Consider the following 26451-nt stretch of genomic DNA (forward strand, 5'->3'; position numbering starts at 1 on the left):
GGCACTGTCAGCCTTTAAACTGGTCCGCCGGCCTCCCTTTTTTCATTGCTTTTTAAGGAACAAAACAAAAAAACATGCCCTGGTAAACAGAGCATGTTATCTTCGGTCTTCCTTCACTCGAACTTCGATATTGTAACGCGGCAGGGCCCGTATTAGTTTGCGGTGGAGGCGTGCTTCGGCATCAATTCTTTCCTTGTCGGAGAGCATTCCTTTTTTATAAACAGACACCCACATCCGGTCGCCATTCATCCAAACCGAGTCGATGGTAAACTCGTCTGTTGCCGCAACGACTTTTTTCGCCTTGTCGACATCGCTGCCCTGATTTTCGCCATCAAATTCCCCGCGATCCCCCGACCTATTCAGATTAAGGAAGTTAGGATTTTGATCGGCAATATCATTTTCCGCCACGTCCCGCTCGCCACCATTATTGCGGTTGGACATAAAATTAGGTGACGTTCGGTCTTTCCGCAAATCATATGCGGCATTTTTTTCATCCGCCCCACGATTGCTCTGACATCCAGTTACCATTAACAACATGATAAACGAGAGAAACATCCACTTTTTCCGCATAAAACACCTCCCATTACTATCATGCCCGGCAGCTTGCCGAACTGAACGAGAGAAATCTTTCCAAGCCTACTTGGAATTTCGCGCATTTCAGTAATATTTTCGCGTATTATCCTGTTAATTTCGCAGATCTTCAAATTTATTTCGCGCAAAGCCCCATTCATTTCGCTGACTTTCGCCATTTTTTCGCCGAACCCGATTTTCCCCACAAAAAAACTGCCCAAGAATCACTCCCTAGACAGTTATGTATCAAACATCAAACTTCCTGCTCAACCGCCCCGCGGTATGATGCTGTTTTTGGCACTTCATGGTGGTGGCGGCAGCGAGGCTCGTACGCCTCAGAAGCGCCGACCATGATAACCGGGTCATGATACGAGGCAGGTCGTCCATCAATCAGACGCTGTGTCCGGCTCGATGGTGAACCGCATACCGTACAAACAGCCTGCAGCTTTGTTACCGTTTCGGCAATTGCCATCAACGCAGGCATTTGCCCAAACGGCTCGCCGCGGAAATCCATATCAAGACCTGCACATACGACGCGATGACCGCTGTCAGCCAGCTGCTGCACAACCCTTAAAATTCCCTCATCGAAAAACTGCACTTCATCAATTGCAATAATATCTATATCTGCCTCGACATGATGCAGAATCTCAATCGAATGGGAAATTGGCTTCGCATGAAAAGAAGAGCCATTATGGGAAACGACAGACTGTTCACTGTAGCGATTATCAATCTTCGGCTTAAACACAGCTATTTTTTGTTTGGCAAATTGAGCCCGCCGAACACGGCGAATCAATTCCTCCGACTTTCCAGAAAACATACTGCCACAGATAACCTCAACCCATCCGCTTTGCTTCATTAAATACATAAACGGCGTCTCCTTCCTCTAAACGAACCATGATACACGATCATATTTATAGTAAAAAAGTCATTAAAGTCAAATAAAAAAAACAGGCAAGTAAGTTTTCCCACTCGCCTGTTGTCTTTGCAATAATTATTGTTGTTGTTGCTTAATGCCGTATTTTTTGTTGAAACGGTCAACACGTCCGCCAGCTTCAGCGAATTTTTGGCGACCAGTATAGAATGGATGACATTCTGAACAAGTTTCAACGCGAATTTCTTTCTTAACAGAACCAGTTTCAAATGTATTACCACATGCACATGTCACCGTTACTGTTTTATAATTTGGATGAATTCCTGCTTTCATTCTTTTCATCTCCTTCCGCCCTGAATCTTTCGAAACAGAGTTATATAAATGCCTATCTTTAAAACAAGCATGAAATACTAAAAACACACTGCACCCATTATAACAAGGGTAACCTACTTTTGCAAGTTGGGATATTCTTGAAAAGGACTTTATTATTTTTGAAAAAGGAACTCAAGCCTGTGACTAAACCAGGCTTGCCCTCTATTCAGTCTAGGAACGACGTGACTTTAGTTCCTCGTTCAGCTGTGCAAAGAACTCTTCGTTTGATTTTGTCTGTCTTAATTTTTTCAAAAAGCGTTCTGCAAAATCCGGTGAATCGGACATTGACTTACGAATCGCCCATAATTTATCAAGATGATCCTTTGGAATAAGCAATTCTTCCTTACGCGTTCCGGAACGGCGGATATCAAGCGCAGGGAAAACACGGCGCTCAGCAAGACTTCGGTCAAGATGCAGCTCCATATTGCCTGTCCCTTTAAATTCCTCATAAATAACATCATCCATACGTGAGCCGGTATCCACAAGTGCCGTAGCCAAAATAGTCAAGCTGCCGCCCTCTTCAATATTACGGGCAGCCCCGAAGAATCGCTTCGGACGGTGGAACGCAGCCGGGTCAATACCTCCGGAAAGCGTACGGCCGCTTGGCGGAATGACAAGGTTATAGGCACGCGCTAAACGCGTGATACTATCCATCAAAATGACAACATCGCGTTTATGCTCGACCAAACGCATTGCACGGTCCAGTACAAGCTCAGCGACTTTAATATGATTTTCCGGCACTTCATCAAACGTTGAGCTGACGACATCACCCGCTACAGAACGTTCAATATCGGTTACTTCCTCCGGACGCTCGTCGATTAATAGGACGATAAGTTCAACATCAGGATGGTTTGTCGTAATGCTGTTGGCGATTTCCTTTAACAGCATCGTTTTACCTGCTTTAGGAGGAGCGACAATCAGACCGCGCTGTCCAAAACCAACCGGAGCGACTAAATCCATGATTCTGGTGGAAAGATGCTTTGGCGTTGTTTCCAGCTTCATTTGACGGTTCGGATACAACGCTGTCAATGCCGGGAAGTAGACACGTTCTTTTGCCGATTCAGGATCTTCACCATTAACCGCTTCTACGTGCAGCAAACCATAGTAACGTTCATTTTCCTTTGGAGGACGAACCTTACCGGATACTTTGTCCCCATTGCGGAGGTCGAAACGGCGGATTTGCGAAGCGGAAATGTAAATATCTTCTGAGCTTGACGAATAGTTAATCGGACGCAGGAAGCCAAAGCCTTCTGACTGGATGATTTCCAAGACGCCTTCCATAAAGAAATAGCCCTGCTGCTCGGCACGAGATTTTAAAATCGCAAAAATTAATTCTTTTTTAGTTAATTTGCTGTAATAGGTCACTTTATATTCGCGCGCAAGCTCATAAAGCTCCTTCAGCTTCATGTTTTCTAAACTTGAAATTGTTAAGTCCATTTGTACACCACACTTTTAAATTTTCCCTTCGAATCCGCTCTTTCTTTTTGTAAAAGATGGTCAATAGGTAATTAAGAGATTAGAGGAATTGAAATAGAAGTAGAATTGAAATGAATAGATTTGCAGAAAAATATGCAAGATAAAAAACAATATCTATTTTACCCCCTGAGCAAAAAAATAATCAACTAGATTTTCTTTTATCTTATGTTGGAAATTTTTTCCGAAAGGATCCCTCTTGGAGATATTGGAGTTTGGGAGACCAACCGCCGGCTGGTCTCCCTTTATCTGTTTTTATTTAATCACTAGATTTGGCTTCTTATTTAAGCTGTGACGGCCTTCGATGAAGCGGACCGTGCCGGATTTAGCACGCATAACAATCGAGTGTGTCGATGCATGTGATCCTTTGAATTGAACGCCGCGCAATAATTCACCGTCAGTTACACCTGTTGCGGTAAAAATAGCGTCATCGCCCTTTACGAGATCCTCCATACGGAGCACGCGGTTTACATCTAAGCCCATTTTGATGCAGCGCTCAAGCTCGGCATCATTTTGCGGCAGAAGTTTTCCCATGATTTCGCCGCCGAGACATTTCAGCGCAACCGCTGAAATAACTCCCTCTGGAGCACCGCCAGAGCCAAATAGAATATCGACACCGGTATCGTCGAATGCCGTATTGATGGCACCAGCGACGTCACCATCGTTGATCAGCTTAATTCGGGCGCCTGCTTCACGAAGCTGGGCGATAATATGCTCGTGGCGCGGACGGTTCAATACGGTTGCCACGACATCTTGGATATCTTTGTTTTTCGCTCTGGCCACGGCCTTCAGGTTGTCCAAAACAGAAGCATTGATATCAATTTGGCCAACGGCTTCAGGGCCGACGGCGATTTTTTCCATATACATATCTGGAGCATGAAGAAGGTTTCCATGATCAGCTACTGCTAAAACAGCCAAAGCATTCCAGCCGCCGGACGCTAAAATATTGGTGCCTTCAAGCGGGTCAACGGCAACATCCACACGCGGTCCATAGCCGGTTCCAAGCTTTTCGCCGATATAGAGCATGGGTGCTTCATCCATTTCCCCTTCACCAATCACAACGGTTCCTTTCATTGGAACAGTGTCAAATACATCGCGCATTGCTGATGTAGCAGCACCGTCGGCTTCATCCTTTTTCCCGCGGCCCATCCAGCGTGCAGAGGCGAGCGCCGCTCCTTCTGTGACGCGGACAAGTTCCATCGTTAAGCTTCTTTCCATGAATTCCATCCCCCGTTTTCTTCTGTCTTTAGATTAAGTGTTTTTCAACTGCTCGACTTCTTCTTCCGTTAAAGCTTCACGCCAAACGGTCGCACCGAGGCCATTTAATTTCTCAACAAGATTGCTGTAGCCGCGGTCGATGTGTTCAAGGCCGGTTACTTCGGTAATCCCTTCTGCCATGAGGCCGGCGATAAAGAGAGCTGCTCCGGCACGAAGATCGCTCGCCTTCACTTTCGCCCCTTGAAGCTGGATTGGACCATTAATAATCGCCGAACGGCCTTCCACTTTGATATTGGCGTTCATTCTTCTAAGTTCATCAATATGCTTAAAGCGGGCACCATAAATCGTATCGGTGACAACGCTTGAACCGGCTGCTTTAGTTAAAAGAGTTGTAAATGGCTGCTGCAGGTCGGTTGGAAAGCCGGGATAAACAAGCGTTTTGATATCAACAGCCTTCAATTTCGCCGCTCCGCCGTCGACAAACACCTGGTCGTCGCCTGATTCAATATGGACGCCCATTTCACGCAGTTTGGCAATTAATGATTCCAAATGCTGCGGGATGACATTGTCGATGAGGACTCCTTCCCCAACGGCGGCACCCAAAATCATATAGGTCCCTGCCTCAATACGGTCAGGAATAATTGTATGACGGCAGCCGTGCAGCGTGTCCACGCCATCAATCCGGATCACGTCCGTTCCGGCCCCTTTAATCTTCGCGCCCATGTTCGTTAAAAGTGTAGCGACATCAATAATTTCCGGCTCTTTCGCCGCGTTTTCAATGATCGTCCGTCCTTTTGCCCGAACGGCAGCAAGCATGATATTGATGGTCGCACCCACACTGACGACATCGAGATAAATCCGTGCGCCGCGAAGCTCGTCCGCACGCAAATAAATCGCCCCTTGTTCGTTGGTGATTTGCGCACCAAGTGCTTCAAAGCCTTTAATATGCTGATCAATCGGTCTTGGCCCTAAATGGCAGCCGCCTGGTAAACCAATGACAGCTTTTTTAAAACGGCCGAGCATCGCCCCCATTAGATAATAGGACGCACGCAGTTTTTTTACTTTTCCGTTTGGCAGCGGCATAGAAATCATCGTCGATGGGTCAACCGTCATTTCATCGTTCGTTATTTCAACTTTACCGCCGATTTCTTCGAGCAAATCCTTTAAGATTTCCACGTCCGAAATCTCCGGCAGTCCTTCGATTGTCACTGGTGATTCTGCTAAAATGGTGGCAGGAATTAAGGCAACGGCACTATTTTTGGCTCCGCTGATGCGAACCGTTCCCTTCAGCGGATATCCGCCTGCAATTTTAAGTTTTTCCATTTTCGACTCCCTTCTAAGCCATGCCTTATTCCGAATGCGCTTACAGTCGTTTGTAAAAAAACGCCTTGATGTTGACGCAAGGCTCTAGGTATATTTTTCCAACATAAAAAGTCAAATTCCGACAGTTTGTCTATCTTATAGTTTACACTAAAATTTTATTTTCATGTATCCATATTAAAAAAATTTGTACGAAAATGGAAAAACTGCGATCGGTTAGGCGTTGTTGCGGGCATTCCAATCTTTTAGGAATCCTTCAATCCCTTTATCTGTTAATGGATGATGGAACAAGCTGATTAGAACTTTGTAAGGAATTGTCGCAATATCTGCGCCTCTTAAAGCTGCTTCTGTTACATGGATTGGGTTACGGATAGAGGCAGCAATAATTTGAGTTTCAAGGCCATGAACGGCAAAAATATCAGCAACCTGTGAAATGAGCTCTAAACCATTTTGGCCGATATCATCCAATCTGCCAAGGAACGGAGAAACATAGGTAGCACCTGCTCTTGCAGCAAGCAACGCTTGGTTCGCATTAAAAATCAAGGTTACGTTTACGGTGACTCCCTTTTTTGAAAAATGATTACATGCTTTTAATCCATCTGGAGTCATTGGAACTTTAATCGTAATATTTGGGGCAATGGCAGCTAGTTCTTCTCCTTCTCTAATCATGCCTTCAGCATCAAGAGAGATAACTTCTGCACTGACTGAACCAGGAACAAGCGCCGCAATTTCTTTAATACGGTCATGGAAAGAAACGTCTTTTTCTCTTGCAACTAGAGATGGATTCGTTGTTACACCTGATAATAGCCCTAACTCATGTACTTCACGGATTTCTTCTAAATTCGCTGTATCGATAAAAAACTTCATGATTTTCCCTCCAAATTTTCGACTAAATTTTCTGCTTACGTTGAACACACTGAAACCGCCCTTTAGATAAGGGCGGTTTTCATTTTATCACAATTGCGGCAAACTACAAAAACGGCCATAGAAGGCGTTCTTGTATTACGCTCTGCCTGAAGAACCGAATTCACGCATTTTGCCAGTAACTGTTTCTTTAATGGCATCGCGAGCTGGTCCTAAGTATTTACGTGGATCATATTCATTTGGTTTAGCTGCTAATACTTCGCGAACCACTTTCGCAGATGCGATTTGGTTTTCAGTATTAACATTGATTTTTGCTGTTCCTAAAGAAATGGACTTTTGGATATCAGCTGTTGGGATTCCTGTTCCACCATGAAGAACAAGCGGAAGACCAGTAGCTTGACCGATTTCTTCCATTTCCTTATAACCAAGCTTTGGTTCGCCTTTGTAAGGGCCGTGTACGGAACCTAGTGCTGGTGCAAGGCAGTCGATGCCTGTACGAGTTACTAACTCTTTACACTCTGCAGGATCTGCATAGATAACGCCGTCAGCAACCACATCGTCCTCTTGTCCGCCAACTGTTCCTAACTCTGCTTCAACTGAAACACCTTTTGAATGAGCGTATTCTACTACTTTTGAAGTCGTAGCGACATTCTCTTCAAATGGGTGGTGGGAAGCATCGATCATAACAGATGTGAAGCCTGCATCGATCGCTTCTTTACATTTTTCAAAGCTTGAACCGTGGTCAAGGTGAATCGCAACTGGAACGGTAACATTTAAATCTTCCATTAAGCCCTCTACCATTTTTACAACGGTTTTGAAGCCGGACATATAACGGGCTGCCCCTTCAGACACACCAAGGATAACCGGTGATTTTTCTGCTTCAGCAGCTTGAAGAATCGCTTGGGTAAACTCTAAGTTATTAAGGTTAAATTGCCCAACCGCGTAGCCTTCCGCCTTCGCTTTGTTAAGCATTTCTGTCATGGAAACTAAAGGCATTTCTATTCCTCCTTAAATTGGGTCGATATCTTTTCATATAAATGTTTTCCCTATTTGAAATGAATATGTATCCATCTGAAAAGATAACAACCGGTCAAAGTTCATATGTATCATATCAGAATAAAAGTAGAAATGCCATTAATCTAACAGTGTTTTTAAAAGTGTCATAATGAAAGCGCGGTCATTTTCCTATTATCACCTTTTGTATGAAAAAAAGGCATTTTCGCTGCCTTTTTGTCTTTTTGAATCGAGTTATTTTTTTAAAAAAATGACTTTAGTTTGCCTTTTGCGGAATGTGCTTTCGAACTGCAGCACGGATATCGTCAATATCAAATGGTTTGGCAAAATGAGTGATGGCACCAAGGTCTTTTGCTTCTTGAATCATATCCAATTCTCCGTAGGCGGTCATGATGATCACACGGATGTCTGGGTCGATGACTTTCATTCGCTTCAAAATTTCGATTCCGTCCATGCCCGGGATTTTCATATCCAAAAGGACAAGATCAGGGTCGTGCTTTGTTACAATATCAAGTGCCTGAACGCCGTTAGCCGCCTGGAATGTTTGATACCCTTCTTTTTGGAACACCTCATTTAGCAAAATGCGAATACCAAATTGATCGTCAACGATTAAAATTTTCTCTTTCATACTTCCACCTCTTCCCGATTTGATAGATTCTCAATTTTTAGTTAGTAAATTCCACCTAAACACTCACTTGTTATGGTTCTACATTTTAAGGCAAAATTCCTGCAAAAATTTTGCCTAGAATAATGTTATTTTGTGGAATTTTTTTTAAAAGTCTATAATAGTAGTGCGATAAGGAGGATTATCATGTTAAAAATGTTTGCTACTCAATTAACTGGGTTATTTAAAAGACTTGAGGAAAAAGAAGAATTTGCGTTTGAGGATGGCGCCCGCCTGCTTGCACAGGGGCAGTCCATTTTTATTTTTGGCACGAAAGAAATGAAAGCTGTGGAGTTCGAGGCATTAGAGGGTGCAGAGCCGCTTAAGGGGGCACAAGGCTTTACCAATGTAGAGAAAGTTAGTGAAGCCGATCGGGTGCTGATTTTCACGAGGAAGTCCGATGATGAAGATGCCGTGGAGCTCGCTGGCCAGCTACAGGAAAAAGGCATCCCTTTTGTGGCGGTATCGACGGTCGTTGATGGTGGCGGTTTGGCTGAATTGGCTGATGTTCATATTGATTTGCGGCTGACAAAGGGCTTACTTCCTGATGATTTAGGAAATCGGTACGGATATCCTTCGGCAATGGCTGCTTTGTTCGTGTATCATGGCTTAAAATTCACGATTGATGAGATTTTTGCGGAATATGAGGAGTAAAATCGGGCCCGAGGGGGCCCTTTTTTTTGTATTTGGACATTTTTTGGGCTGGTTTGGACATTTATTTTGGAGTATTGGACAATTTTAAGACCTGTTTGGACATTTTCTTCGCTGCTTTGGACAATTAAACATTTTTTCCCAAAAATAAGACCAGTCCCCTCTAAAGAGAACTGGCCCTTTCAAAAAATCTACTTCTGAATTGTTGCTTTAATAAAGTCACGGAACAACGGCTGTGGACGGGTTGGTCTTGAGACGAATTCCGGATGGAACTGGGATGCCACGAACCATGGGTGGTCAGTCAGCTCGATAATTTCCACTAAACGACCGTCTGGGCTTGTCCCAGAGAATACTAAGCCTGCTGCTTCCATTTCTTGACGGTAGTGATTGTTGAATTCATAACGGTGGCGGTGGCGCTCATAAATTACCTTTTCATCATAAGCAGCTAACGCCTTCGTGCCATCTACTAAGCGTGCAGGATATAGACCCAAACGCAAGGTACCGCCTAAATCCTCTACATCCTTTTGCTCTGGAAGCAGGTCGATGATTGGGTGAGCTGTTTCCGGAACAAACTCCGCGGAATGGGCATCACTAAGCCCAAGTACGTTGCGGGCAAATTCAATCGTTGCCAGCTGCATGCCTAAGCAAATACCTAAGAATGGCTTCTTCTGCTCACGTGCATAGCGTGTCGCTTCGATTTTGCCTTCAATACCGCGATCACCGAAACCGCCCGGTACAAGGACACCATCGACATCATCCAAAAGCTCGGCGACATTCTCGCGGGTAACCTCTTCAGAGTTAATCCATTTAATTTCAACGTCAGTATCAAAAGCATAGCCTGCGTGCTTCATCGCTTCAACTACGGAAATGTAAGCATCCTGAAGCTCAACATATTTTCCGACAAGTCCGATGCGCGTTTTGCCAGAAAGATTCAGCACTCGGTCCACTAGTGCCTTCCACTCGGTCATTTCCGCTTCCGGAGTCGCCAACTTCAAGTGGTCACAGACAATTTGGTCCATATTTTGCTCTTGAAGAGCCAGTGGAATCGAATAAAGCGTGTCTGCGTCACGGCATTCAATCACGGCTTTTGCATCGATATCACAGAACAAGGCAAGTTTATCTTTCATGTCCTGAGAAACCGGCAGTTCTGTACGAACGACGATAATATTTGGCTGAATTCCAAGGCTGCGAAGCTCTTTGACGCTGTGCTGGGTCGGCTTTGTTTTCATTTCACCAGCTGCCTTGATATACGGAATCAATGTACAGTGGATGTACATTACGTTTTCTGAGCCAATATCACTCTTGATTTGGCGAATCGCTTCTAAAAATGGCAGTGATTCAATATCGCCCACTGTTCCGCCGATTTCCGTGATGACCACATCGGCATTCGTTTCGTTGCCGGCACGGAAGCAGCGCTCCTTGATTTCATTAGTAATATGAGGAATAACCTGTACGGTTGCTCCCAAATACTCACCGCGGCGCTCTTTGCGTAAAACCGCTGAATAGATTTTACCAGTCGTTACGTTAGAATACTTGTTTAAATTAATGTCAATAAAGCGCTCATAGTGGCCTAAGTCCAAATCAGTTTCGGCACCGTCATCGGTTACGAACACTTCACCATGCTGATAAGGACTCATCGTTCCTGGGTCGACGTTAATGTATGGGTCAAATTTTTGAATCGTTACATTTAACCCTCGATTTTTCAGCAAGCGTCCTAAGGATGCTGCGGTAATTCCTTTTCCAAGTGATGAAACGACACCACCCGTTACAAAAATATATTTTGTCATTAAATATTCCCCCTCGTATACAGTTTGTACATTATTCGGTTTGTTAATGGGAGTTTTGCAAAAAATTTTCAAACGAAAAAACTCCTTTTGAACGGAGTTTTTGCGCAGAAAAGCGGAAGCGCCTTGATCAGGGGCGACAAGCATAAGACGAGCCGGCGGGAAGGTTGCTTTTTAACCTTCTCGACGGATTGGCTTATGACCTCGAGCCCCTAGGCGCTGCAGCTGGACAAAAATAAAAAGCGCTCCGCTTACGCAATGGTAAGGGAGCGCATTGTAAGTAAATAATGTATCGTCCTTTTTTAAGGAGCCCAAAAAAGATAATACAAGGGCATGGATGAAAAGTCAAGTCGAATCCCCGGGTAAAAATTACAAGTCTTCGTCTTCTTCTTCGTCTAAGTCGGCCTCTTCATCTTCATCGTCATCAAGATCCTCTTCGTCGTCAAGATCGAATTCTTCGTCGTCCTCTATGACTTCTTCATCGTCATCATCAAACTCGTCGACTTCATCAAGTTCATCGAAGGCATCATCATCATCGTCATCATCAAGGAGATCATCTTCGTCGTCAAATTCATCAACGTCATCGTAATCTTCATCCTCAATTTCATCGAAATCGTCAAGATCCTCTTCATCGACGACTTTCTTCGCCTTTTTCTTCTTCGGCTTCACAGTGTTCACAACTTCTTCTTCCGCTGTATCTACCGGATACCAAACGCGAAGTCCCCAGCGATTGTCGCCTAATGCGAGGAAACGGCCATCTATATTCATGTCAGTATAAAATTGTGCCAGCCGCGCGCGAACTTCTGATTCAGAAAGCTCGGCAGCCTGAGTAATTTCATTGACCAATTCATTGAAGGAGATTGGTTGCTTGCTATTTTTCAAAAATTCGTAAGCCATTTCTATGAGGGATAACTCTTGTAATTCCTCTTTTGAGTATTGTGCTAAACTCAATATTGGCACTTCCTTTCTCTATTTAACACTCTAAAAAGAGTGATAAGGGCATTTCTCCCAGTTTGCATATTCTTCATTATAAACAAATTCTTACCGTTTATGCTAGTTCTAGCTGACCAATCCCTTGATTTTTTCCTGCTAGTCGTCCTTTTTGTTGAATTTTTTTAATTCTTTAATAGAAATAACAAGAAAGAAGATCGCTAAAAGCAGGAATGAGACGGCTCCTAACTGGAGCTCATACAGATAATATAATGGCCAGGCAAAAATGATTAATATAATGATCATCGTACGTAGCTTCATATCTTCACACCTGCCATGATCCTCAAAGTTTGTCCACAGTTTGATTATATAAGATAATTCTTTTTTTTAAAACAAGCCTTTGTTAATTTGGCTGTTGAATTGAGCTTCAGGCGCGGGCGGTTGTTCGCGAGCAATCCGGGGAGCCTCGCGCCTTTAGCTCCAATCAACATATTTTCAAAATTAACAATGACCTTGAACACAGTTAAAGCGTCAGGCACCATGTGAAAATTTCACATGGTGCCTGACACTCAACATTCCTTACATATTTCTTCGGTACTGCCCGCCGACTTCGTAAAGGGCGCGGGTAATTTGGCCGAGACTTGCTACTTGAACGGTTTCCATCAGTTCGGCAAAAATGTTGCCATTATTGACGGCCGCTTCCTTCAGGCGTTTTAGCGCCGCCGCTGCTTCGCCCTTGTGACTTTCCTGGAACGTGCGCAAATTATGAATCTGCAGCTCTTTTTCCTCGGTTGTAGCACGGGCCAATTCCATATTGTTAACGTCTTCCTCGGACGGAGGATTCGGATTCAAATACGTATTGACACCAATAATTGGCAGTTCACCGGTATGCTTTTTCATTTCATAATACATCGATTCATCTTGAATCTTGCCGCGCTGGTACTGGGTCTCCATCGAACCAAGTACACCGCCGCGGTCATTCAGGCGTTCAAATTCTTGTAAAACGGCTTCTTCAACAAGTTCCGTAAGCTCTTCCACAATGAACGCACCTTGAAGCGGATTTTCATTTTTCGTTAAGCCGTGCTCGTTAGTAATGATCATTTGAATTGCCATCGCCCGGCGGACTGATTCCTCGGTTGGCGTTGTAATCGCCTCATCATATGCATTGGTATGAAGCGAATTACAGTTATCCTGTAAGGCCATTAATGCCTGTAAAGTGGTGCGGATATCATTAAAATCAATTTCCTGAGCATGCAGCGAGCGGCCGGATGTCTGAACATGGTACTTCAGCTTTTGGCTCCGTTCGTTTGCACCATACTTATCGCGCATCACCGTTGCCCAAATGCGGCGGGCCACACGGCCAATAACGGTATATTCCGGATCTAAGCCGTTGCTGAAAAAGAACGATAAGTTCGGCGCAAAGTCATCAATCTTCATGCCGCGGCTTAAATAGTACTCGACATACGTGAAGCCGTTTGACAGCGTGAACGCCAATTGTGAAATCGGATTCGCTCCCGCTTCAGCAATATGATAGCCGGAAATGGAAACGGAATAGTAGTTGCGTACCTGATGGTCAATGAAATATTGCTGGATATCGCCCATCATTCTAAGGGCAAACTCTGTTGAAAAAATACAGGTGTTCTGGCCCTGGTCTTCTTTTAAAATGTCGGCCTGTACCGTACCGCGGACAGTCCGTAATGTATAGGCACGGACTTCGGCGAATTCTTCCACCGTCAGCACGCGGCCTAACTCCGCTTCTTTCCGTTTCACTTGCTGATCAATTGCTGTATTCATGAACATCGCTAAAATGATCGGTGCTGGTCCATTAATCGTCATCGAAACCGAAGTCGATGGGTGGCACAGATCAAAGCCGTCATATAGCTTTTTCATATCGTCCAACGTACAAACACTGACGCCGCTTTCCCCGACTTTTCCGTAAATATCAGGTCGGTAATCTGGGTCTTCGCCATACAAAGTAACTGAATCAAATGCCGTACTTAAGCGCTTCGCATCGTCGTCCTTCGATAAATAGTGAAAACGGCGGTTTGTTCTTTCCGGTGTACCTTCGCCCGCAAACTGGCGTTTCGGATCTTCCCCTTCACGCTTGAATGGGAAAACACCTGCTGTATATGGGAATGAGCCCGGTACGTTTTCCTGGTAAACCCAGCGGAGAATTTCGCCGTAATCCTTGAATTTTGGCAGCGCCACTTTTGGGATATCAAGCCCTGATAAGCTCTTTGTTTTTAAAATCGTAATGATCTCTTTATCGCGGATTCTAGTGACAAACTTATCTCCGGAATACGCTTTTTTGGTATCTTCCCAGCTGTCTAAGATTTTCTTCGATTCCGGGGTTAATTTCGCTTCTGTTTCCGCTTTGACTGCCTCGAGTGCCGCAATTACGCTAGGCTCTTGGACCGCTTCAATCGCACCCTCAAGCTGGAATAATTTCCGGGCAATATTTGCCTGCTCTTCGGCCTTCTTATGATAGCCGCGCACTGTTTCCGAGATTTCACGTAAATAGTAGCGGCGGTCCGTTGGAATAATCACGTTTTGCTTTTCCACAACGGCATTTTTATTAAAGGAAGTTACCCAATCAGTGTCCATTTTTTCGTTAATTTTTTCAATTAACGCGGCAAACAAAGCATTTGTGCCATGGTCATTGAACTGGCTGGCAATCGTTCCGTACACCGGCATTTCTGAAGGGTCTTTTTCAAACAGCATATGACTGCGCTGGTATTGCTTTTGCACTTGGCGCTTTGCGTCCTCTGAACCCTTGCGCTCGAATTTATTGATGACGATCAGGTCAGCGTAGTCGATCATATCGATTTTTTCAAGCTGGGATGGTGCCCCGAATTCTGAAGTCATGACATACAGCGATACATCACAGATTTCGGTGATTTCAGCATCTCCCTGTCCAATCCCGCTTGTTTCCACGATGACAAGGTCAAAGCCCGCCGCCTTTGTCACGGCAACAGCATCTTTAATCGCGAGTGACAGCTCGTTTTTCGAATGTCTTGTCGCAAGGCTGCGCATATATACATTCGGTGAAAAAATCGCATTCATGCGGATTCGGTCACCAAGAAGAGCACCGCCTGTTTTTTGCTTTGTCGGGTCAACTGATAGGATCGCGACTTTTTTATCAGGCAGCTCATTGATAAAACGGCGGATCAATTCGTCGGTTAACGAACTTTTTCCTGCACCGCCCGTTCCAGTGATCCCAATTACTGGAATTATCTTCTCAAGTGACTTTACCTGCTCGAGCACTTTTTCAGCTGTAGCTGCTGCTTCGTTCCTTTTATCAACATGAAGCTCTGCCACGGTTATCAGCTTAGCAATAGCGTTAACGTCCCCTGAAGGAAGTTTTTCGATTTGCTCGCTGATATCGTCTGTGACCGTTGAAAAATCACAATCCTCAATCATCCGGTCAATCATGCCCTGAAGACCGAGAGTGCGGCCGTCTTCCGGTGAGAAAATCCAGGCAATTCCATAATCATGGAGCTCTTTTATTTCCCGAGGGATAATCACGCCGCCCCCGCCTCCGTAAATCCGGATATGCGGTGCACCTTTTTCTTTTAATAAGTCATACATGTATTTAAAATATTCGACGTGTCCGCCTTGGTAGGATGAAATCGCGATTCCTTGGGCGTCCTCTTGAATCGCAGCATTCACGACCTCCTCAACCGAGCGGTTATGGCCAAGGTGGATGACCTCGGCCCCGCTTGACTGAAGGATTCGACGCATAATATTGATGGAAGCATCATGGCCGTCAAACAGACTGGAAGCTGTGACAAAACGGATATGATGCTTCGGCTGGTATTTACTCGTTGTTTTCACGCTCAGGTTCCCCCTTTTTTTAAAATTAGCCCTTTTTTTGCGGCTGGAATTGGCGCAATCCTGACAGTAATTGCTCGGTTTGCAGTTCGATATATTCGTCTAATGTAAATAATTTTCGTAATGCCCAGCGGCGGAAGCCCCACATTTGTCCTTGAACAAAAATATTATGGGCAATGATTTTGACCTGCTGTTCAGTTAACTCAAGCTCCCCGCCCTCAATGCAGCGGGAAAGCAAGTTTTCAAACATGGCCACCATGGCTTCTTCTTTTTTCAACACATATGGAAGCGCGTCTTTTGAAAGCGATTTGACTTCCTGATACATGACTAGCACTTCGGACTGCATTTCATCCATTACATGGAAAAAGTTTGCGATGCCGAGCTTTAAGCTCTCCAATGTCCCTTTTTTGACAGACAAGTCCTGCTCGAGGCGCTCGCTGACATGGTCATAGATGCTGTCACAGACAAGATAAAGCACGTCTTCCTTTGTGCGGATGTATTCATAAAGCGTCCCAATGCTAAAGCCGGCCGCTTTGGCAATTTCCCTTGTCGTCGTCCGGTGAAACCCCTTTTGTTTAAAAAGTGCTACGGCCCCTTTGATCATTTGGTCACGTCTCTTTTGAACGAGACGCTCATCCTTGACCGAGGCCTGAACCTCCCGCTTTTTCATCCCTTTTTACCACCTTGTCTAGCTCCAGCGCCTAGGGGCTCGCAGGTCTACAGCCAATCCGTCAAGAAGGTTAAAGAGCAACCTTCTCGCCGGCTCGTCTAGCCCCGCGCCCCTTGTCAAGGCGCTTCCGCTTTTCTGTTTACTTAGTGATCATTCTAGAAATAACGAGGCGCTGGATTTCCTGAGTGCCTTCGTAAATTTGCGTAATTTTTGCATCGCGCATAAATCTCTCAACTGGATAATCCTTTGTATAACCGTAGCCGCCAAATACTTGAACTGCTTCCGTTGTTACCTTCATCGCTGTGTCGCCGGCAAGAAGCTTCGACATCGCCGACTCTTTTCCGTAAGGAAGTCCATTAGACTCCAGCCATGCTGCTTGATAGGTTAATAGTCTTGAAGCTTCGATGCCTGTTGCCATATCAGCAAGCTTGAAGCTGATGCCTTGGTTGGCAGCGATTGGCTTGCCGAACTGATGGCGTTCTTTGGCATATTCGACAGCAGCGTCTAGAGCGCCTTGGGCAATTCCCACTGCTTGCGCCGCGATGCCGTTACGTCCGCCATCAAGGGTCATCATCGCAATTTTGAAGCCTTCGCCCTCTTCACCAAGACGGTTGGCAATTGGAACACGGCAATCTTCAAAAATAATTTCTGTTGTCGGTGATGAACGAATGCCTAATTTCTTTTCTTTTTTCCCTACTGAGAAGCCTGGGAAGTCCTTTTCCACAATAAATGCAGTTGTGCCTTTTTGTCTGCTGGATGGATCGGTTAAAGCAAAAACAACATAGATGTCAGCAATACCGCCGTTAGTGATGAAAATTTTGGAGCCGTTTAGGACGTAATGATCGCCTTCAAGACGTGCTGTCGTTCTCATGCCGCCTGCATCGGAACCGCTGCCTGGCTCTGTTAAGCCATAAGCGCCGATCTTGCTTCCTTCTGCCATTGGGCGCAGATAGGTTTGCTTTTGTTCTTCATTGCCGAATTTGTAAATCGGCCAGCCTGCAAGTGAAGTGTGAGCAGACAGAGTTACACCTATTGAGGCATCAACGCGGGAAAGCTCTTCTACTGCGATGCAGTATGCTAAGTAATCGCTGCCGATTCCACCGTACTCTTCCGGCCACGGAATGCCTGTTAAGCCAAGCTCTGCCATTTTGTCAAAAATTTCACGATCAAAACGTTCGTCCTCATCACGTTCTGCAGCAGTTGGCGCCACCTCGTTGCGCGCGAAATCACGAACCATTTTACGAATCATTTCATGCTCTTCGGATAGTTTGAAGTTCATTTTTGAAGTCCTCCTTGAAACTTTCTACAAATTTTAGTGGGTACTCTACAAAAATCAGTTTGGGTTCTACAATTTTTGGTGTGCATTCTACAAAATTCAGGTTGGTATCTACAATTTTGAAACCATATTCTACATTCCAAGAAACTTACTACCTATTTTTCGGAACTTACGACATCTTTTCAGCCACTTACTACTTATTTTTCAGAACTTACAACATCTTTTCAGTTTACTTACTACTTCTTTTCAGAACTTATCGACATTTATTGGATACTTTTGTAAAACCTACAGATTCTTACTAATTACAATCCGCTGGATCTCACTCGTACCTTCATAAATCTCCGTAATTTTCGCATCGCGGAAATACCGTTCAACTGGGTAATCCTCTGTATAGCCGTAGCCGCCGAAAACCTGGATGGCTTCGGTTGCAACCTCTACCGCCGTCCGAGATGCATAAAGCTTCGCCATTGAAGCTTCCAAACCGCACTTCACGCCTCGGGCACGCAAATCGGCAGCACGATAGACTAATAGTTTCGCAGCTTCCACACTAGTGGCCATATCGGCTAGTTTAAAACCAATCCCCTGCTGAGCGGCAATTGGTTTGCCGAACTGCTGGCGGTCCTTCGCATAGGCGGTTGCGGCTGACAGTGCGGCTTCAGCGATTCCAAGCGCCTGGGCGGCAATCCCGATGCGTCCCACGTCGAGGTTGGCCATTGCGATTTTAAAGCCGTCGTTTTCCGCACCAAGAAGGTTCTCAGCCGGCACCCTCATGTCCTCGAACGTCAGCTGGACCGTTCTGGAGCCGTGCAAGCCCATTTTCTTTTCATCCTTGCCGATCACGAGGCCAGGCGTCCCTTTTTCCACAATAAACGCGGAGATCCCTCTGCTGCCTAGCTCCGGATTTGTTTTGGCAAACACAATATAGACATCGGCTTCGCCGCCATTTGTGATAAACACCTTCGAGCCGTTGATCACATAATGATCGCCGCTTCGAACCGCGCGTGATTTCAAACTGGCAGCATCTGATCCAGAGCTCGGTTCCGTTAAGCAAAATGCCCCAAGATACTCGCCGGACGCCATCTTTGGCAAATACTTCTGTTTCTGCTCCTCGGTTCCGAAGTAAAGAATCGGGTTGGTACCGACAGAGGTATGCACGGAAAGGATGACGCCGATGGTGGCGCTTACTTTGGATAGTTCATTAATGGCGATGATATAGGAGGTGAAGTCCATCTCAGCGCCGCCGTATTTTTCTGGAACCGGAATTCCCATCAGGCCCAGTTCCCCCATTTTGCGAAGAACTTCGCGAGGAAACTCACCCTTTTCCATTTTTTCAATAAACGGAGCAATTTCGTTTTCGGCAAAATCGCGGACCATTTTTCGCATCATTTCTTGTTCTTCTGTGAATGTTAGATTCATGCTGATATCTCCTTTTGGAGAATCTAAAGTAGCAGTATTCATCATCACGCATCCCCTTTTTCGAAAAATAGAATGGAACTGGGCTTAAATTATTTTTTATCTGTTATTCGTTCGTGTAAAAACTGCGGCACGATTCCCCTACTCTATTCGTATGTGTAAAACCCTCGGCCGGTTTTCTTGCCAAGCCAGCCTGCTTTTACATATTTGCGAAGAAGCGGACATGGACGGTATTTGTCGTCGCCAAGGCCCTCTTGAAGTGTTTCCATAATGTATAGGCATGTATCTAAGCCGATAAAATCAGCCAACGTTAGAGGTCCCATCGGGTGATTCATGCCGAGTTTCATCACTTCGTCGATCGCTTCCTTCGTTGCAACGCCCTCGTACAAGGCATAAACTGCTTCATTGATCATTGGCAAAAGGATGCGGTTGGAGATAAAACCTGGGAAGTCATTCACTTCTACCGGTACCTTGCCGAGTGTTTTCGTCATATCTTCAATTACTTGGTATACTTCATCTGCTGTCGCTAAGCCGCGAATTATTTCAACCAGCTTCATCACCGGCACGGGATTCATAAAATGCATGCCGATAACCTTTTCCGGACGCTTTGTTGCCGCGGCAATTTCCGTAATCGGCAATGATGATGTGTTGCTCGCTAAAATCACATGGGCCGGTGCAATTTCATCCAGCTGCGCGAAAATTTTCGTCTTAATGTCCATGTTTTCAACCGCTGCTTCGATGACTAGATCCACTTCGGCTGCATCATGAAGGTCAGTTGAAACGGTGAGTCTTGCCAGCACTTCTTGCTTTTGCTCGTCTGTCATCCGTCCTTTGTCCACGTTGCGAGATAGATTTTTATTGATGACTCCTAAGCCGCGTTCAACGAACTCTGATTTTAAGTCATTTAATACGACATTGTAGCCTGCCTGGGCGCATACTTGAGCGATCCCTGAACCCATTTGTCCTGCTCCGATTACCATTACTTTAGAAACCTTCATGTTTTCCCCTCCAAATGGGGGCCGCAGCCCCGTGTTTTTATATCCAAAAATGGTTTTGTCTATTTTTTCGTGTGTCTTGTCTATTTTTTCGGGTGTTTTGTCTATTTATTAAGCCCCATTGTCCATTTAGACAATTATTGGAAAAACCAAACCCGTAAAATTACCTCTTAGGCACCTCAATCATCACCGCATCGCCCTGGCCGCCGCCGGAGCAAATGGCTGCAATCCCGATTCCGCCGCCGCGGCGCTTCAATTCATGCATCAACGTGATAATAATGCGGGCTCCGCTTGCCCCAATCGGATGTCCAAGAGCGACCGCACCGCCGTTGACATTGATCTTTTCCGGATCAAGGCCGGCAATTTGGCTGCTCGCTAATGCGACCGCCGCAAAGGCTTCATTGATTTCAAAAAGGTCGATTTCTTCCAGGCTCCGGCCTGTTTTTCGTAAAATTTCATTGATGACTAGACCTGGTGTCTGTGGGAAGTCCTTTGCTTCCACAGCAATCGTCGCATGCCCTAAAATGACTGCTTCCGCTGTACGGCCCTCAAGTGCAGCGCGCTCCTCACTCATCAGCACGAGGGCAGCCGCACCGTCATTGACGCCAGGTGCATTTCCCGCTGTAATCGTACCCGTTGAATTAAACGCTGGAGCAAGCTTGGAAAGGCGGTCAAGAGAAGTATCTTTACGTGGCGCTTCATCATGTTCAACTACAACAGGCGCCCCTTTTCGCTGCGGCACTTCCACCTTAACGATTTCTTCAGCAAATTTACCGCTTTCAATCGCGGTAATTGCCCGCTCATGGCTTCTCAATGCCCACTCATCCTGAGCCTCTCGGGAGATCTCCATCTCTGCAGCCGTCGAGTTTCCGTATGTGCCCATGTGAACACCAGTAAAGCTGCAGCTCAAACCATCATGAATCATTAAATCATTTACGGCAGCGTCTCCCATGCGCAGTCCCCATCTTGCCTTTGGCAGAATGTACGGCGCATTGCTCATCGATTCCATGCCACCTGCAACAATGACTTCCTCATCGCCGGCGCGGATAATTTGGTCTGCCAAGGTTACGCTCCGCATTCCGGAAGCGCAAACCTTATTAATCGTTTCTGTTTTCACTTCCCATGGCAATCCTGCATGTCTTGCTGCCTGACGAGATGGAATCTGCCCCTGTCCTCCTTGTAAAACCGTTCCAAGGATGACTTCTTGAACCTCTTCAGCTTTCACATCAGCCCGCACCAAAGCTTCCTTTACTGCGATTCCTCCCAGCTCTGATGCCGTGAAGCTGCTCAAGGATCCTGCGAATTTGCCAAAAGGCGTTCTAACTCCGCTTAAAATAACCGTTTTCCCCATTCAAAACACTCTCCCTTTTATGTTTATTAAATACCCCTTCAACAAAGTGACTGAACGCTCGCTCGATAACAAACTAAAAAATTAACGCATCAATGCGTTTATTAAAAAAAGGAAATGTAAGCGTTTTACCCTATATTCTATTTTACATAAAAAAGAGTAGAAGTTGAAATATTTTTACGCAAAATTCCTAAAATTTTATGAATTCACGAAAATACTCAACCTCTACTATTCTTAATTAAGATGCTACTGCCTTTAATTCACCGCAGACTGCTTTTTCTAATAGCTCGGCAACATCATATGTGGACACCTTTTCTTCCACTTCCTTCGCCTTTGTTCCGTCGGTAATCATTGTTAAGCAGTATGGACAGCCCGAACTGATAACCGATGGATTAACAGCAAGTGCCTGCTCTGTTCTTGCAACGTTAATTCGGTTTCCGGTTTCTTCCTCCATCCACATCAAACCGCCGCCGGCACCACAGCACATTCCCTTTTCACGGTTCCGTTCCATTTCGACAAGCTTGACGCCAGGAATGGATTTCAGAATCTCACGAGGTGCGTCGTACACGTCATTGTAACGGCCTAAGTAACATGAATCATGGAACGTAATCGTTTCGTTAACCGCATGCTTCGGTACAAGACGTCCATCTCTCACTAGCTCAAACAGTACCTCTGTATGGTGGTAAACCTCAGCCTCTAAACCAAAGTCAGGGTATTCATTTTTGAAAATATTGTAGGCATGCGGGTCAATCGTTACGATTTTCTTAACCTCAGCCTTTTCAAATTCCTCGATATTTTTTGCAGCCATATCCTGGAATAAGAACTCGTTACCTAAACGGCGAGGTGTATCGCCGGAGTTTTTCTCTTTGTTACCTAAAATCGCAAACTTCACGCCTGCTTCGTTCATCAGCTTCGCAAACGACAAGGCAATCTTTTGGCTGCGGTTGTCGTAAGAGCCCATGGAGCCAACCCAGAATAAGTATTCGAATTCTTCGCCAGCCTTGTTCATTTCCTTCACAGTCGGGATATGAACATCCTCGCGTACTTCGCGCCAGTTTTCGCGCTCTTTACGGTTTAAGCCCCAAGGGTTGCCCTGGCGTTCGATATTCGTCATCGCACGCTGTGCATCGGCATCCATTTTTCCTTCTGTTAAAACTAAATAACGGCGAAGGTCAATAATTTTATCCACGTGCTCATTCATTACCGGACATTGGTCCTCACAGTTACGGCAGGTTGTACACGCCCAGATTTCTTCTTCTGTAATGATATCGCCAATCAAGCTAGGACTGTAAGCAAGGGCAGCAGCCGATTCTTGTGCACCTTGTCCGCTTGCGGCCAAAGCAATTTGGTTTCCTTTTGTACCGCTAAAAGCAAAGGTTGGCACCCATGGCTGCTTTTGCGTTACCGCGGCACCGTGGAACGTTAAATGGTCACGCATTTTCACAATTAAATCCATTGGCGACAGCATTTTGCCAGTGCCGGTAGCTGGACACATGTTGGTACAGCGGCCGCACTCTACGCAGGCGTAAAAGTCGATCATTTGGTGCTGTGTGAAGTCTTCAATTTTTCCAACCCCGAAGGATTCTTGGGATTCATCTTCGAAATCCACTTTTTTCAGCTTGCCTGGTTTTTCTAAACGGTTAAAATACACGTTCGCCGGTCCCGCGATTAAGTGCGCATGCTTGGACTGCGGTACGTAGACTAAGAAAGTTAACAAGAACAATAAATGCGCCCACCAGGCAATGTAGAAGATGACAATCGAGGCGGTTTCACCAATGCCTGAAAAAATAACCGAAATCACCGAAGCGACTGGCTCTGTCCAAGACGTTTCTTCGCCGTGCCAGATGATGCCCATACCATTTCCGATTAAAACTGAAACCATCAAGCCGCCGATAAATAACAATACAAGCCCTGATTTAAAATTGCGCTTAAGACGGACTAATTTTTCAACATAACGGCGGTGGAAAGCCCAAATGACCGCTACTAAAATCATCAACGTAACGATTTCTTGGAAAAACGTAAACCCTGCATAAAGCGGGCCTAGCGGCAGGTGTGAGCCTGGGGCCAGTCCCTTCCAAATGAAATCAAGCGCCCCGAATTGAACAAGAATGAAGCCGTAAAAGAACATGACGTGGATGGCACCACTCTTTTTGTCCTTTAAAAGCTTTTTCTGTCCAAACACGTTGACCCAGATTTTTTGCAGACGTTCTTTGACATTGTTGTCAAACTCGACTTTTTTGCCAAGCTTGATGAATTCAATCCGCGTTTTGACAACGTAAACGAACAGGCTGATCGCGTAAGCGGTTACAGCCAAGAATGCAATCAGGTTAACCCATAATAAACCATTCACATAAAACGCCCCTTTCGTTGTATGTTTTGTAAGTTGTAAAAATAAACAATTTTCTGAATCATCTTTAACTCTATTATATTATGAATGAGCATTCAGTCAACCAGTTTTTTTTAAGGAATCGTTCGACTTATAGAAATCATGGCCTTCGGAAAAACTAACAAAACGGATTGGAGGAACGATTCCACATGCAATTTGCACTTTTTTTGATTGGGCTGATCATTCTTTGGATGGTTTTAGATTTTAAATTAGGCCGAAGGAAACATCTTTCAATAGCCCGCAATACCGAAACGGCCATACTTCATGGGAATTTTGAGATTTTCACTCACGGTAAGGAACTGTTCCTCGATTATTTCTCCGAAATCCGCCAGGCAAAAAAGCATGTTCATGTCTTGTTTTATATTGTGAAGGACGATCCGTTTGGACAGGAGTTCCTCTCGTTGTTAAAAGAAAAAGCGCGCCAAGGGGTCGAAGTCCGGCTGCTCGTCGACCGGCTTGGCAGCTGGAAAATCAAGAAGAAAATCATCCAGGATTTGCGGGCAGCAGGCATTCGATTTGCCTTTAGCAACCGGATTAAGCTCCCCTTTCTGTTTTATTCCTCGCAGATTCGGAATCACCGAAAGATTTCCATTATTGATGGGGAAATTGGGTATCTTGGCGGATTTAATATTGGCCAGGAGTATATTGACGGCGATCCCAAGCTGAGCCCATGGCGGGATTATCATTTAAAAATAACCGGCGAGAGCGTCGATTTTTTGCAGAGTGAGTTTTTAATGGACTGGAAGGAGTATGCAGGGGAGAATTTGCAGCGCTCACAACATTACTTTCCTAAACTACCGAAGGGTGAGGTGCGGCACCAGTTTGTACCGACGGAAGCAGGTCAGCTGGAGGAATGGTTTATTCGTTTGATTCGAAAGTCCAGCAGTTCCATTATTATTGGTACACCCTATTTTATTCCAAGCCGGAAGGTTTTTGCCGAGCTGCTGGAAGCGGTACGCCGCGGCGTAAGCATTACAGTCATGGTTCCCTATACGGCTGACCATGTCCTTGTTCAGGAAGCTTCGTTCCGTTTTTTACGGAAGCTTCTTCGTGAAGGAGCAGAGGTTTTTCAATATAAAAATGGTTTTTATCATGCCAAAACAATCGTCATCGATGACAAAATCTGTGATATCGGCACCGCCAACTTCGACAAACGCAGTTTCTTTTTAAACAAAGAAATTAATTGCTATCTGTATGATCCCGCCTTTATTGAACGCTTGCGGTCGGTTCTAAAAAGGGACATCGCCGACTCCGAGCCGCTGTCGTTAACAAAACTCAATCATGGATCTTTTTTTAGGAAAGTAAAAGAAGGCATTGCCGGTGCGATTTCTTATTTTTTATAAAAGAAGGAGTTTTCACAAATGAAAATTCGTTTCGGTTATGTATCCCATGCGATTAGCTTGTGGGATGCCTCCCCTGCCAAAACGCTCACCTTTACGAGATATGAGCAAATGGGGGTTCAGGAGCGGGAGGAAAAATTATTCGAGGTGACAAAGCAAAATTTAAACCACACCCTCCGCATGCTCTACTACAATATTGCCCATGAGCTGGAGCTATACCGTTTTTCAAGCTCGATTGTTCCGCTTGCCACACATCCAGAGGTGCGCTGGGACTTTATTACGCCATTTGAAAGCGAGTGGCAGGAGATTGGTTCGATTGTCCAGAAGAAGCGGCTCCGGGTCAGCTTTCATCCGAATCAATTTACGCTTTTTACCTCGCCGAAAGCGAAGATTACCGAAAATGCGGTTGTTGACATGACGTACCATTATCAAATGTTTGAGGCTATGGGGCTAGAGGACGTAGGTTTGATTAATATCCATATTGGCGGAGCGTATGGGGATAAGCAGCAGGCACTGGCCCGGTTTCATGAGAATTTAACGACGCTGCCCGCTACTATTAAACAAGTGATGACATTAGAAAATGACGATAAAACCTATACGGCTGAGGAGACGCTCTCGGTTTGTCAAAAAGAAGGGATTCCTCTGGTGTTTGATTATCATCATCACATGGCCAATCTTTGTGAGGCACCTCTTGTGGACTTGCTCCCGCGAATTTTTCAAACTTGGTCGCATAAACCGTTTGTGCCCAAAGTTCATATTTCCTCACCGAAGTCTGAGAAGGAATTCCGCTCTCATGCCGATTTCGTCGACCCTGAGTTTGTGATGCCATTTTTGAAGATTTTAAAAGAGTTTGGCCAGGATATTGATTTAATGATTGAGGCGAAGGCGAAGGATCAGGCCGCCCTGAGGCTGGTAGAGGACTTAAGTAAACTACGCGGTTTTAAGCGTGTTAGCGGCGGGGCGATTGAGGTAAAATAATGCGGGGGCCTTCCAAGTCCACAATAAAAAAAGTCTCCGGGTCGCAGCGGAGACTTTTATTCTTCAATCAGATTTAAAACAGGGACTTCCCGTTCATTCTCCGGATCCTTTCGTGAATAAATCCGCGCCATTTTAGTCGCTTCATCCACATGCTGGATGATAACCGGTGTCCCCTCATAGGTCACGGTAATCACATCTGCCGATTCGGCAATTTCCTTCGCTCTTCCAACATTCATGCGTTCGGTTCACTCCTCACTTGCTAAAATACTCTATTAATATTTGTTTTTTTAAGGAGGATATTCACTTTTTCTGGAAAAATTACGAAGAGATTCCGAATCATTTTGTTGCTCTTATTGATTTATCAGCCAGTTTTTGAATTTTATCGACCGGTTCGGTTTGGCCCCCTAATTCCGGACACAAGCTTTCTTTTTCTCTTGTTTTCTCAGTTTTTCATTTTGAGGTCAACCTTCTTCACCTTCCGCG

General features: G+C 45.2%; 24 protein-coding genes. 3 read left to right on the plus strand and 21 right to left on the minus strand.

The genetic code is table 11. From position 1 onward, the window contains the following. Positions 1–96: 96 nt before the first annotated feature. From PH210_RS18030 to PH210_RS18075, 10 genes are all read right to left on the minus strand, one after another. Positions 97–570 carry a hypothetical protein gene (locus PH210_RS18030; protein WP_289987517.1) on the minus strand — a complete coding sequence of 158 codons (474 nt, stop codon included), beginning with the start codon at positions 568–570 and terminating at the stop codon, positions 97–99. Continuing rightward, positions 528–791 (minus strand): hypothetical protein, encoded by a 264-nt coding sequence (locus tag PH210_RS18035; RefSeq protein ID WP_289987519.1) that lies wholly within the window; start codon positions 789–791, stop codon positions 528–530. The genes PH210_RS18030 and PH210_RS18035 overlap by 43 nt, the downstream gene beginning before the upstream one ends. 32 nt (positions 792–823) lie before the next feature. Beyond that, positions 824–1435 carry a thymidine kinase gene (locus tag PH210_RS18040; RefSeq protein ID WP_289987521.1) on the minus strand — a complete coding sequence of 204 codons (612 nt, stop codon included), beginning with the start codon at positions 1433–1435 and terminating at the stop codon, positions 824–826. Positions 1436–1561: 126 nt separating this feature from the next. Further along, positions 1562–1774 (minus strand): 50S ribosomal protein L31, encoded by a 213-nt coding sequence (gene rpmE / locus PH210_RS18045; protein WP_289987525.1) that lies wholly within the window; start codon positions 1772–1774, stop codon positions 1562–1564. A 210-nt stretch (positions 1775–1984) separates the two neighbouring features. Beyond that, complete coding sequence (rho, locus tag PH210_RS18050) at positions 1985–3250, minus strand: transcription termination factor Rho (protein ID WP_289987527.1); 1266 nt, start codon at positions 3248–3250, stop codon at positions 1985–1987. Between the two features lie 291 nt (positions 3251–3541). Beyond that, a complete protein-coding gene (gene glpX, locus PH210_RS18055) occupies positions 3542–4504 on the minus strand; it encodes a class II fructose-bisphosphatase (RefSeq protein ID WP_289987529.1) in 963 nt (320 codons plus the stop codon). Positions 4505–4537: 33 nt separating this feature from the next. Next, on the minus strand, positions 4538–5827 hold the full coding sequence (gene murA / locus PH210_RS18060) for a UDP-N-acetylglucosamine 1-carboxyvinyltransferase (RefSeq protein WP_289987530.1): 1290 nt from the start codon (positions 5825–5827) through the stop codon (positions 4538–4540). A gap of 213 nt (positions 5828–6040) precedes the next feature. Next, entirely contained in the window at positions 6041–6691 is a 651-nt protein-coding gene (gene fsa, locus PH210_RS18065; protein WP_289987531.1) for a fructose-6-phosphate aldolase, read from the minus strand. A 135-nt stretch (positions 6692–6826) separates the two neighbouring features. Further along, the gene (locus tag PH210_RS18070) at positions 6827–7684 is read right to left on the minus strand and encodes a class II fructose-bisphosphate aldolase (protein ID WP_289987532.1); all 858 of its coding nucleotides are present in this window, start codon (positions 7682–7684) and stop codon (positions 6827–6829) included. Between the two features lie 274 nt (positions 7685–7958). Continuing rightward, positions 7959–8330, minus strand: a complete 372-nt coding sequence (locus tag PH210_RS18075; RefSeq protein ID WP_223594925.1) for a response regulator — start codon at positions 8328–8330, stop codon at positions 7959–7961. 183 nt (positions 8331–8513) lie between these two features. Here PH210_RS18075 and PH210_RS18080 point away from each other — a divergent pair, with 183 nt between their 5' ends. Continuing rightward, positions 8514–9020: a DUF2529 domain-containing protein gene (locus tag PH210_RS18080; RefSeq protein ID WP_289987533.1), complete on the plus strand. Its 507-nt coding sequence runs from the start codon at positions 8514–8516 to the stop codon at positions 9018–9020. A gap of 188 nt (positions 9021–9208) precedes the next feature. Here PH210_RS18080 and pyrG read toward each other — a convergent pair whose 3' ends face one another. From pyrG to PH210_RS18130, 10 genes are all read right to left on the minus strand, one after another. Further along, positions 9209–10804 (minus strand): CTP synthase, encoded by a 1596-nt coding sequence (gene pyrG, locus PH210_RS18085; RefSeq protein ID WP_289987535.1) that lies wholly within the window; start codon positions 10802–10804, stop codon positions 9209–9211. A gap of 366 nt (positions 10805–11170) precedes the next feature. Next, a complete protein-coding gene (rpoE, locus tag PH210_RS18090; RefSeq protein WP_289987536.1) occupies positions 11171–11752 on the minus strand; it encodes a DNA-directed RNA polymerase subunit delta in 582 nt (193 codons plus the stop codon). Between the two features lie 138 nt (positions 11753–11890). Continuing rightward, positions 11891–12052: a hypothetical protein gene (locus PH210_RS18095; protein ID WP_289987538.1), complete on the minus strand. Its 162-nt coding sequence runs from the start codon at positions 12050–12052 to the stop codon at positions 11891–11893. Between the two features lie 258 nt (positions 12053–12310). Next, entirely contained in the window at positions 12311–15565 is a 3255-nt protein-coding gene (gene icmF / locus PH210_RS18100; RefSeq protein ID WP_289987539.1) for a fused isobutyryl-CoA mutase/GTPase IcmF, read from the minus strand. Between the two features lie 25 nt (positions 15566–15590). Then, positions 15591–16232 (minus strand): TetR/AcrR family transcriptional regulator, encoded by a 642-nt coding sequence (locus PH210_RS18105; RefSeq protein WP_289987540.1) that lies wholly within the window; start codon positions 16230–16232, stop codon positions 15591–15593. A 139-nt stretch (positions 16233–16371) separates the two neighbouring features. Continuing rightward, a complete protein-coding gene (locus tag PH210_RS18110; protein WP_289987541.1) occupies positions 16372–17511 on the minus strand; it encodes an acyl-CoA dehydrogenase in 1140 nt (379 codons plus the stop codon). Positions 17512–17793: 282 nt separating this feature from the next. Further along, positions 17794–18924, minus strand: a complete 1131-nt coding sequence (locus PH210_RS18115; protein WP_289987551.1) for an acyl-CoA dehydrogenase — start codon at positions 18922–18924, stop codon at positions 17794–17796. A gap of 143 nt (positions 18925–19067) precedes the next feature. After that, positions 19068–19919 carry a 3-hydroxybutyryl-CoA dehydrogenase gene (locus tag PH210_RS18120; RefSeq protein ID WP_289987542.1) on the minus strand — a complete coding sequence of 284 codons (852 nt, stop codon included), beginning with the start codon at positions 19917–19919 and terminating at the stop codon, positions 19068–19070. A 160-nt stretch (positions 19920–20079) separates the two neighbouring features. Then, a complete protein-coding gene (locus PH210_RS18125; protein WP_289987543.1) occupies positions 20080–21267 on the minus strand; it encodes an acetyl-CoA C-acetyltransferase in 1188 nt (395 codons plus the stop codon). Positions 21268–21502: 235 nt separating this feature from the next. Continuing rightward, complete coding sequence (locus PH210_RS18130; protein WP_289987544.1) at positions 21503–23614, minus strand: (Fe-S)-binding protein; 2112 nt, start codon at positions 23612–23614, stop codon at positions 21503–21505. A gap of 185 nt (positions 23615–23799) precedes the next feature. Between PH210_RS18130 and cls the strand changes: the two genes are divergently transcribed. Next, the gene (gene cls / locus PH210_RS18135; RefSeq protein WP_289987546.1) at positions 23800–24993 is read left to right on the plus strand and encodes a cardiolipin synthase; all 1194 of its coding nucleotides are present in this window, start codon (positions 23800–23802) and stop codon (positions 24991–24993) included. 18 nt (positions 24994–25011) lie between these two features. Then, positions 25012–25968: a UV DNA damage repair endonuclease UvsE gene (uvsE, locus tag PH210_RS18140; RefSeq protein WP_289987547.1), complete on the plus strand. Its 957-nt coding sequence runs from the start codon at positions 25012–25014 to the stop codon at positions 25966–25968. A 56-nt stretch (positions 25969–26024) separates the two neighbouring features. Here the strand turns inward: uvsE and PH210_RS18145 are convergent, their stop codons facing one another. Further along, positions 26025–26204, minus strand: coding sequence for an H-type small acid-soluble spore protein (locus PH210_RS18145; protein WP_223594945.1), 180 nt, complete (start codon positions 26202–26204; stop codon positions 26025–26027). Positions 26205–26451 lie beyond the last annotated feature (247 nt).

The sequence above is a fragment of the Paenibacillus sp. BSR1-1 genome (genome assembly GCF_030403775.1).
GTDB lineage: Bacteria > Bacillota > Bacilli > Bacillales > Cytobacillaceae > Neobacillus.

What these genes read in the sequence shown, in the direction of transcription:
- PH210_RS18030 (WP_289987517.1), bottom strand. Translation starts at nt 570, where the DNA reads ATGCGGAAAAAGTGGATGTTTCTCTCGTTTATCATGTTGTTAATGGTA.
- PH210_RS18040 (WP_289987521.1), bottom strand. Translation starts at nt 1,435, where the DNA reads ATGTATTTAATGAAGCAAAGCGGATGGGTTGAGGTTATCTGTGGCAGT.
- rpmE (WP_289987525.1), bottom strand. Translation starts at nt 1,774, where the DNA reads ATGAAAGCAGGAATTCATCCAAATTATAAAACAGTAACGGTGACATGT.
- rho (WP_289987527.1), bottom strand. Translation starts at nt 3,250, where the DNA reads ATGGACTTAACAATTTCAAGTTTAGAAAACATGAAGCTGAAGGAGCTT.
- glpX (WP_289987529.1), bottom strand. Translation starts at nt 4,504, where the DNA reads ATGGAAAGAAGCTTAACGATGGAACTTGTCCGCGTCACAGAAGGAGCG.
- murA (WP_289987530.1), bottom strand. Translation starts at nt 5,827, where the DNA reads ATGGAAAAACTTAAAATTGCAGGCGGATATCCGCTGAAGGGAACGGTT.
- fsa (WP_289987531.1), bottom strand. Translation starts at nt 6,691, where the DNA reads ATGAAGTTTTTTATCGATACAGCGAATTTAGAAGAAATCCGTGAAGTA.
- PH210_RS18070 (WP_289987532.1), bottom strand. Translation starts at nt 7,684, where the DNA reads ATGCCTTTAGTTTCCATGACAGAAATGCTTAACAAAGCGAAGGCGGAA.
- PH210_RS18075 (WP_223594925.1), bottom strand. Translation starts at nt 8,330, where the DNA reads ATGAAAGAGAAAATTTTAATCGTTGACGATCAATTTGGTATTCGCATT.
- PH210_RS18080 (WP_289987533.1), top strand. Translation starts at nt 8,514, where the DNA reads ATGTTAAAAATGTTTGCTACTCAATTAACTGGGTTATTTAAAAGACTT.
- pyrG (WP_289987535.1), bottom strand. Translation starts at nt 10,804, where the DNA reads ATGACAAAATATATTTTTGTAACGGGTGGTGTCGTTTCATCACTTGGA.
- PH210_RS18095 (WP_289987538.1), bottom strand. Translation starts at nt 12,052, where the DNA reads ATGAAGCTACGTACGATGATCATTATATTAATCATTTTTGCCTGGCCA.
- PH210_RS18105 (WP_289987540.1), bottom strand. Translation starts at nt 16,232, where the DNA reads ATGAAAAAGCGGGAGGTTCAGGCCTCGGTCAAGGATGAGCGTCTCGTT.
- PH210_RS18110 (WP_289987541.1), bottom strand. Translation starts at nt 17,511, where the DNA reads ATGAACTTCAAACTATCCGAAGAGCATGAAATGATTCGTAAAATGGTT.
- PH210_RS18115 (WP_289987551.1), bottom strand. Translation starts at nt 18,924, where the DNA reads ATGAATCTAACATTCACAGAAGAACAAGAAATGATGCGAAAAATGGTC.
- PH210_RS18120 (WP_289987542.1), bottom strand. Translation starts at nt 19,919, where the DNA reads ATGAAGGTTTCTAAAGTAATGGTAATCGGAGCAGGACAAATGGGTTCA.
- PH210_RS18125 (WP_289987543.1), bottom strand. Translation starts at nt 21,267, where the DNA reads ATGGGGAAAACGGTTATTTTAAGCGGAGTTAGAACGCCTTTTGGCAAA.
- cls (WP_289987546.1), top strand. Translation starts at nt 23,800, where the DNA reads ATGCAATTTGCACTTTTTTTGATTGGGCTGATCATTCTTTGGATGGTT.
- uvsE (WP_289987547.1), top strand. Translation starts at nt 25,012, where the DNA reads ATGAAAATTCGTTTCGGTTATGTATCCCATGCGATTAGCTTGTGGGAT.
- PH210_RS18145 (WP_223594945.1), bottom strand. Translation starts at nt 26,204, where the DNA reads ATGAATGTTGGAAGAGCGAAGGAAATTGCCGAATCGGCAGATGTGATT.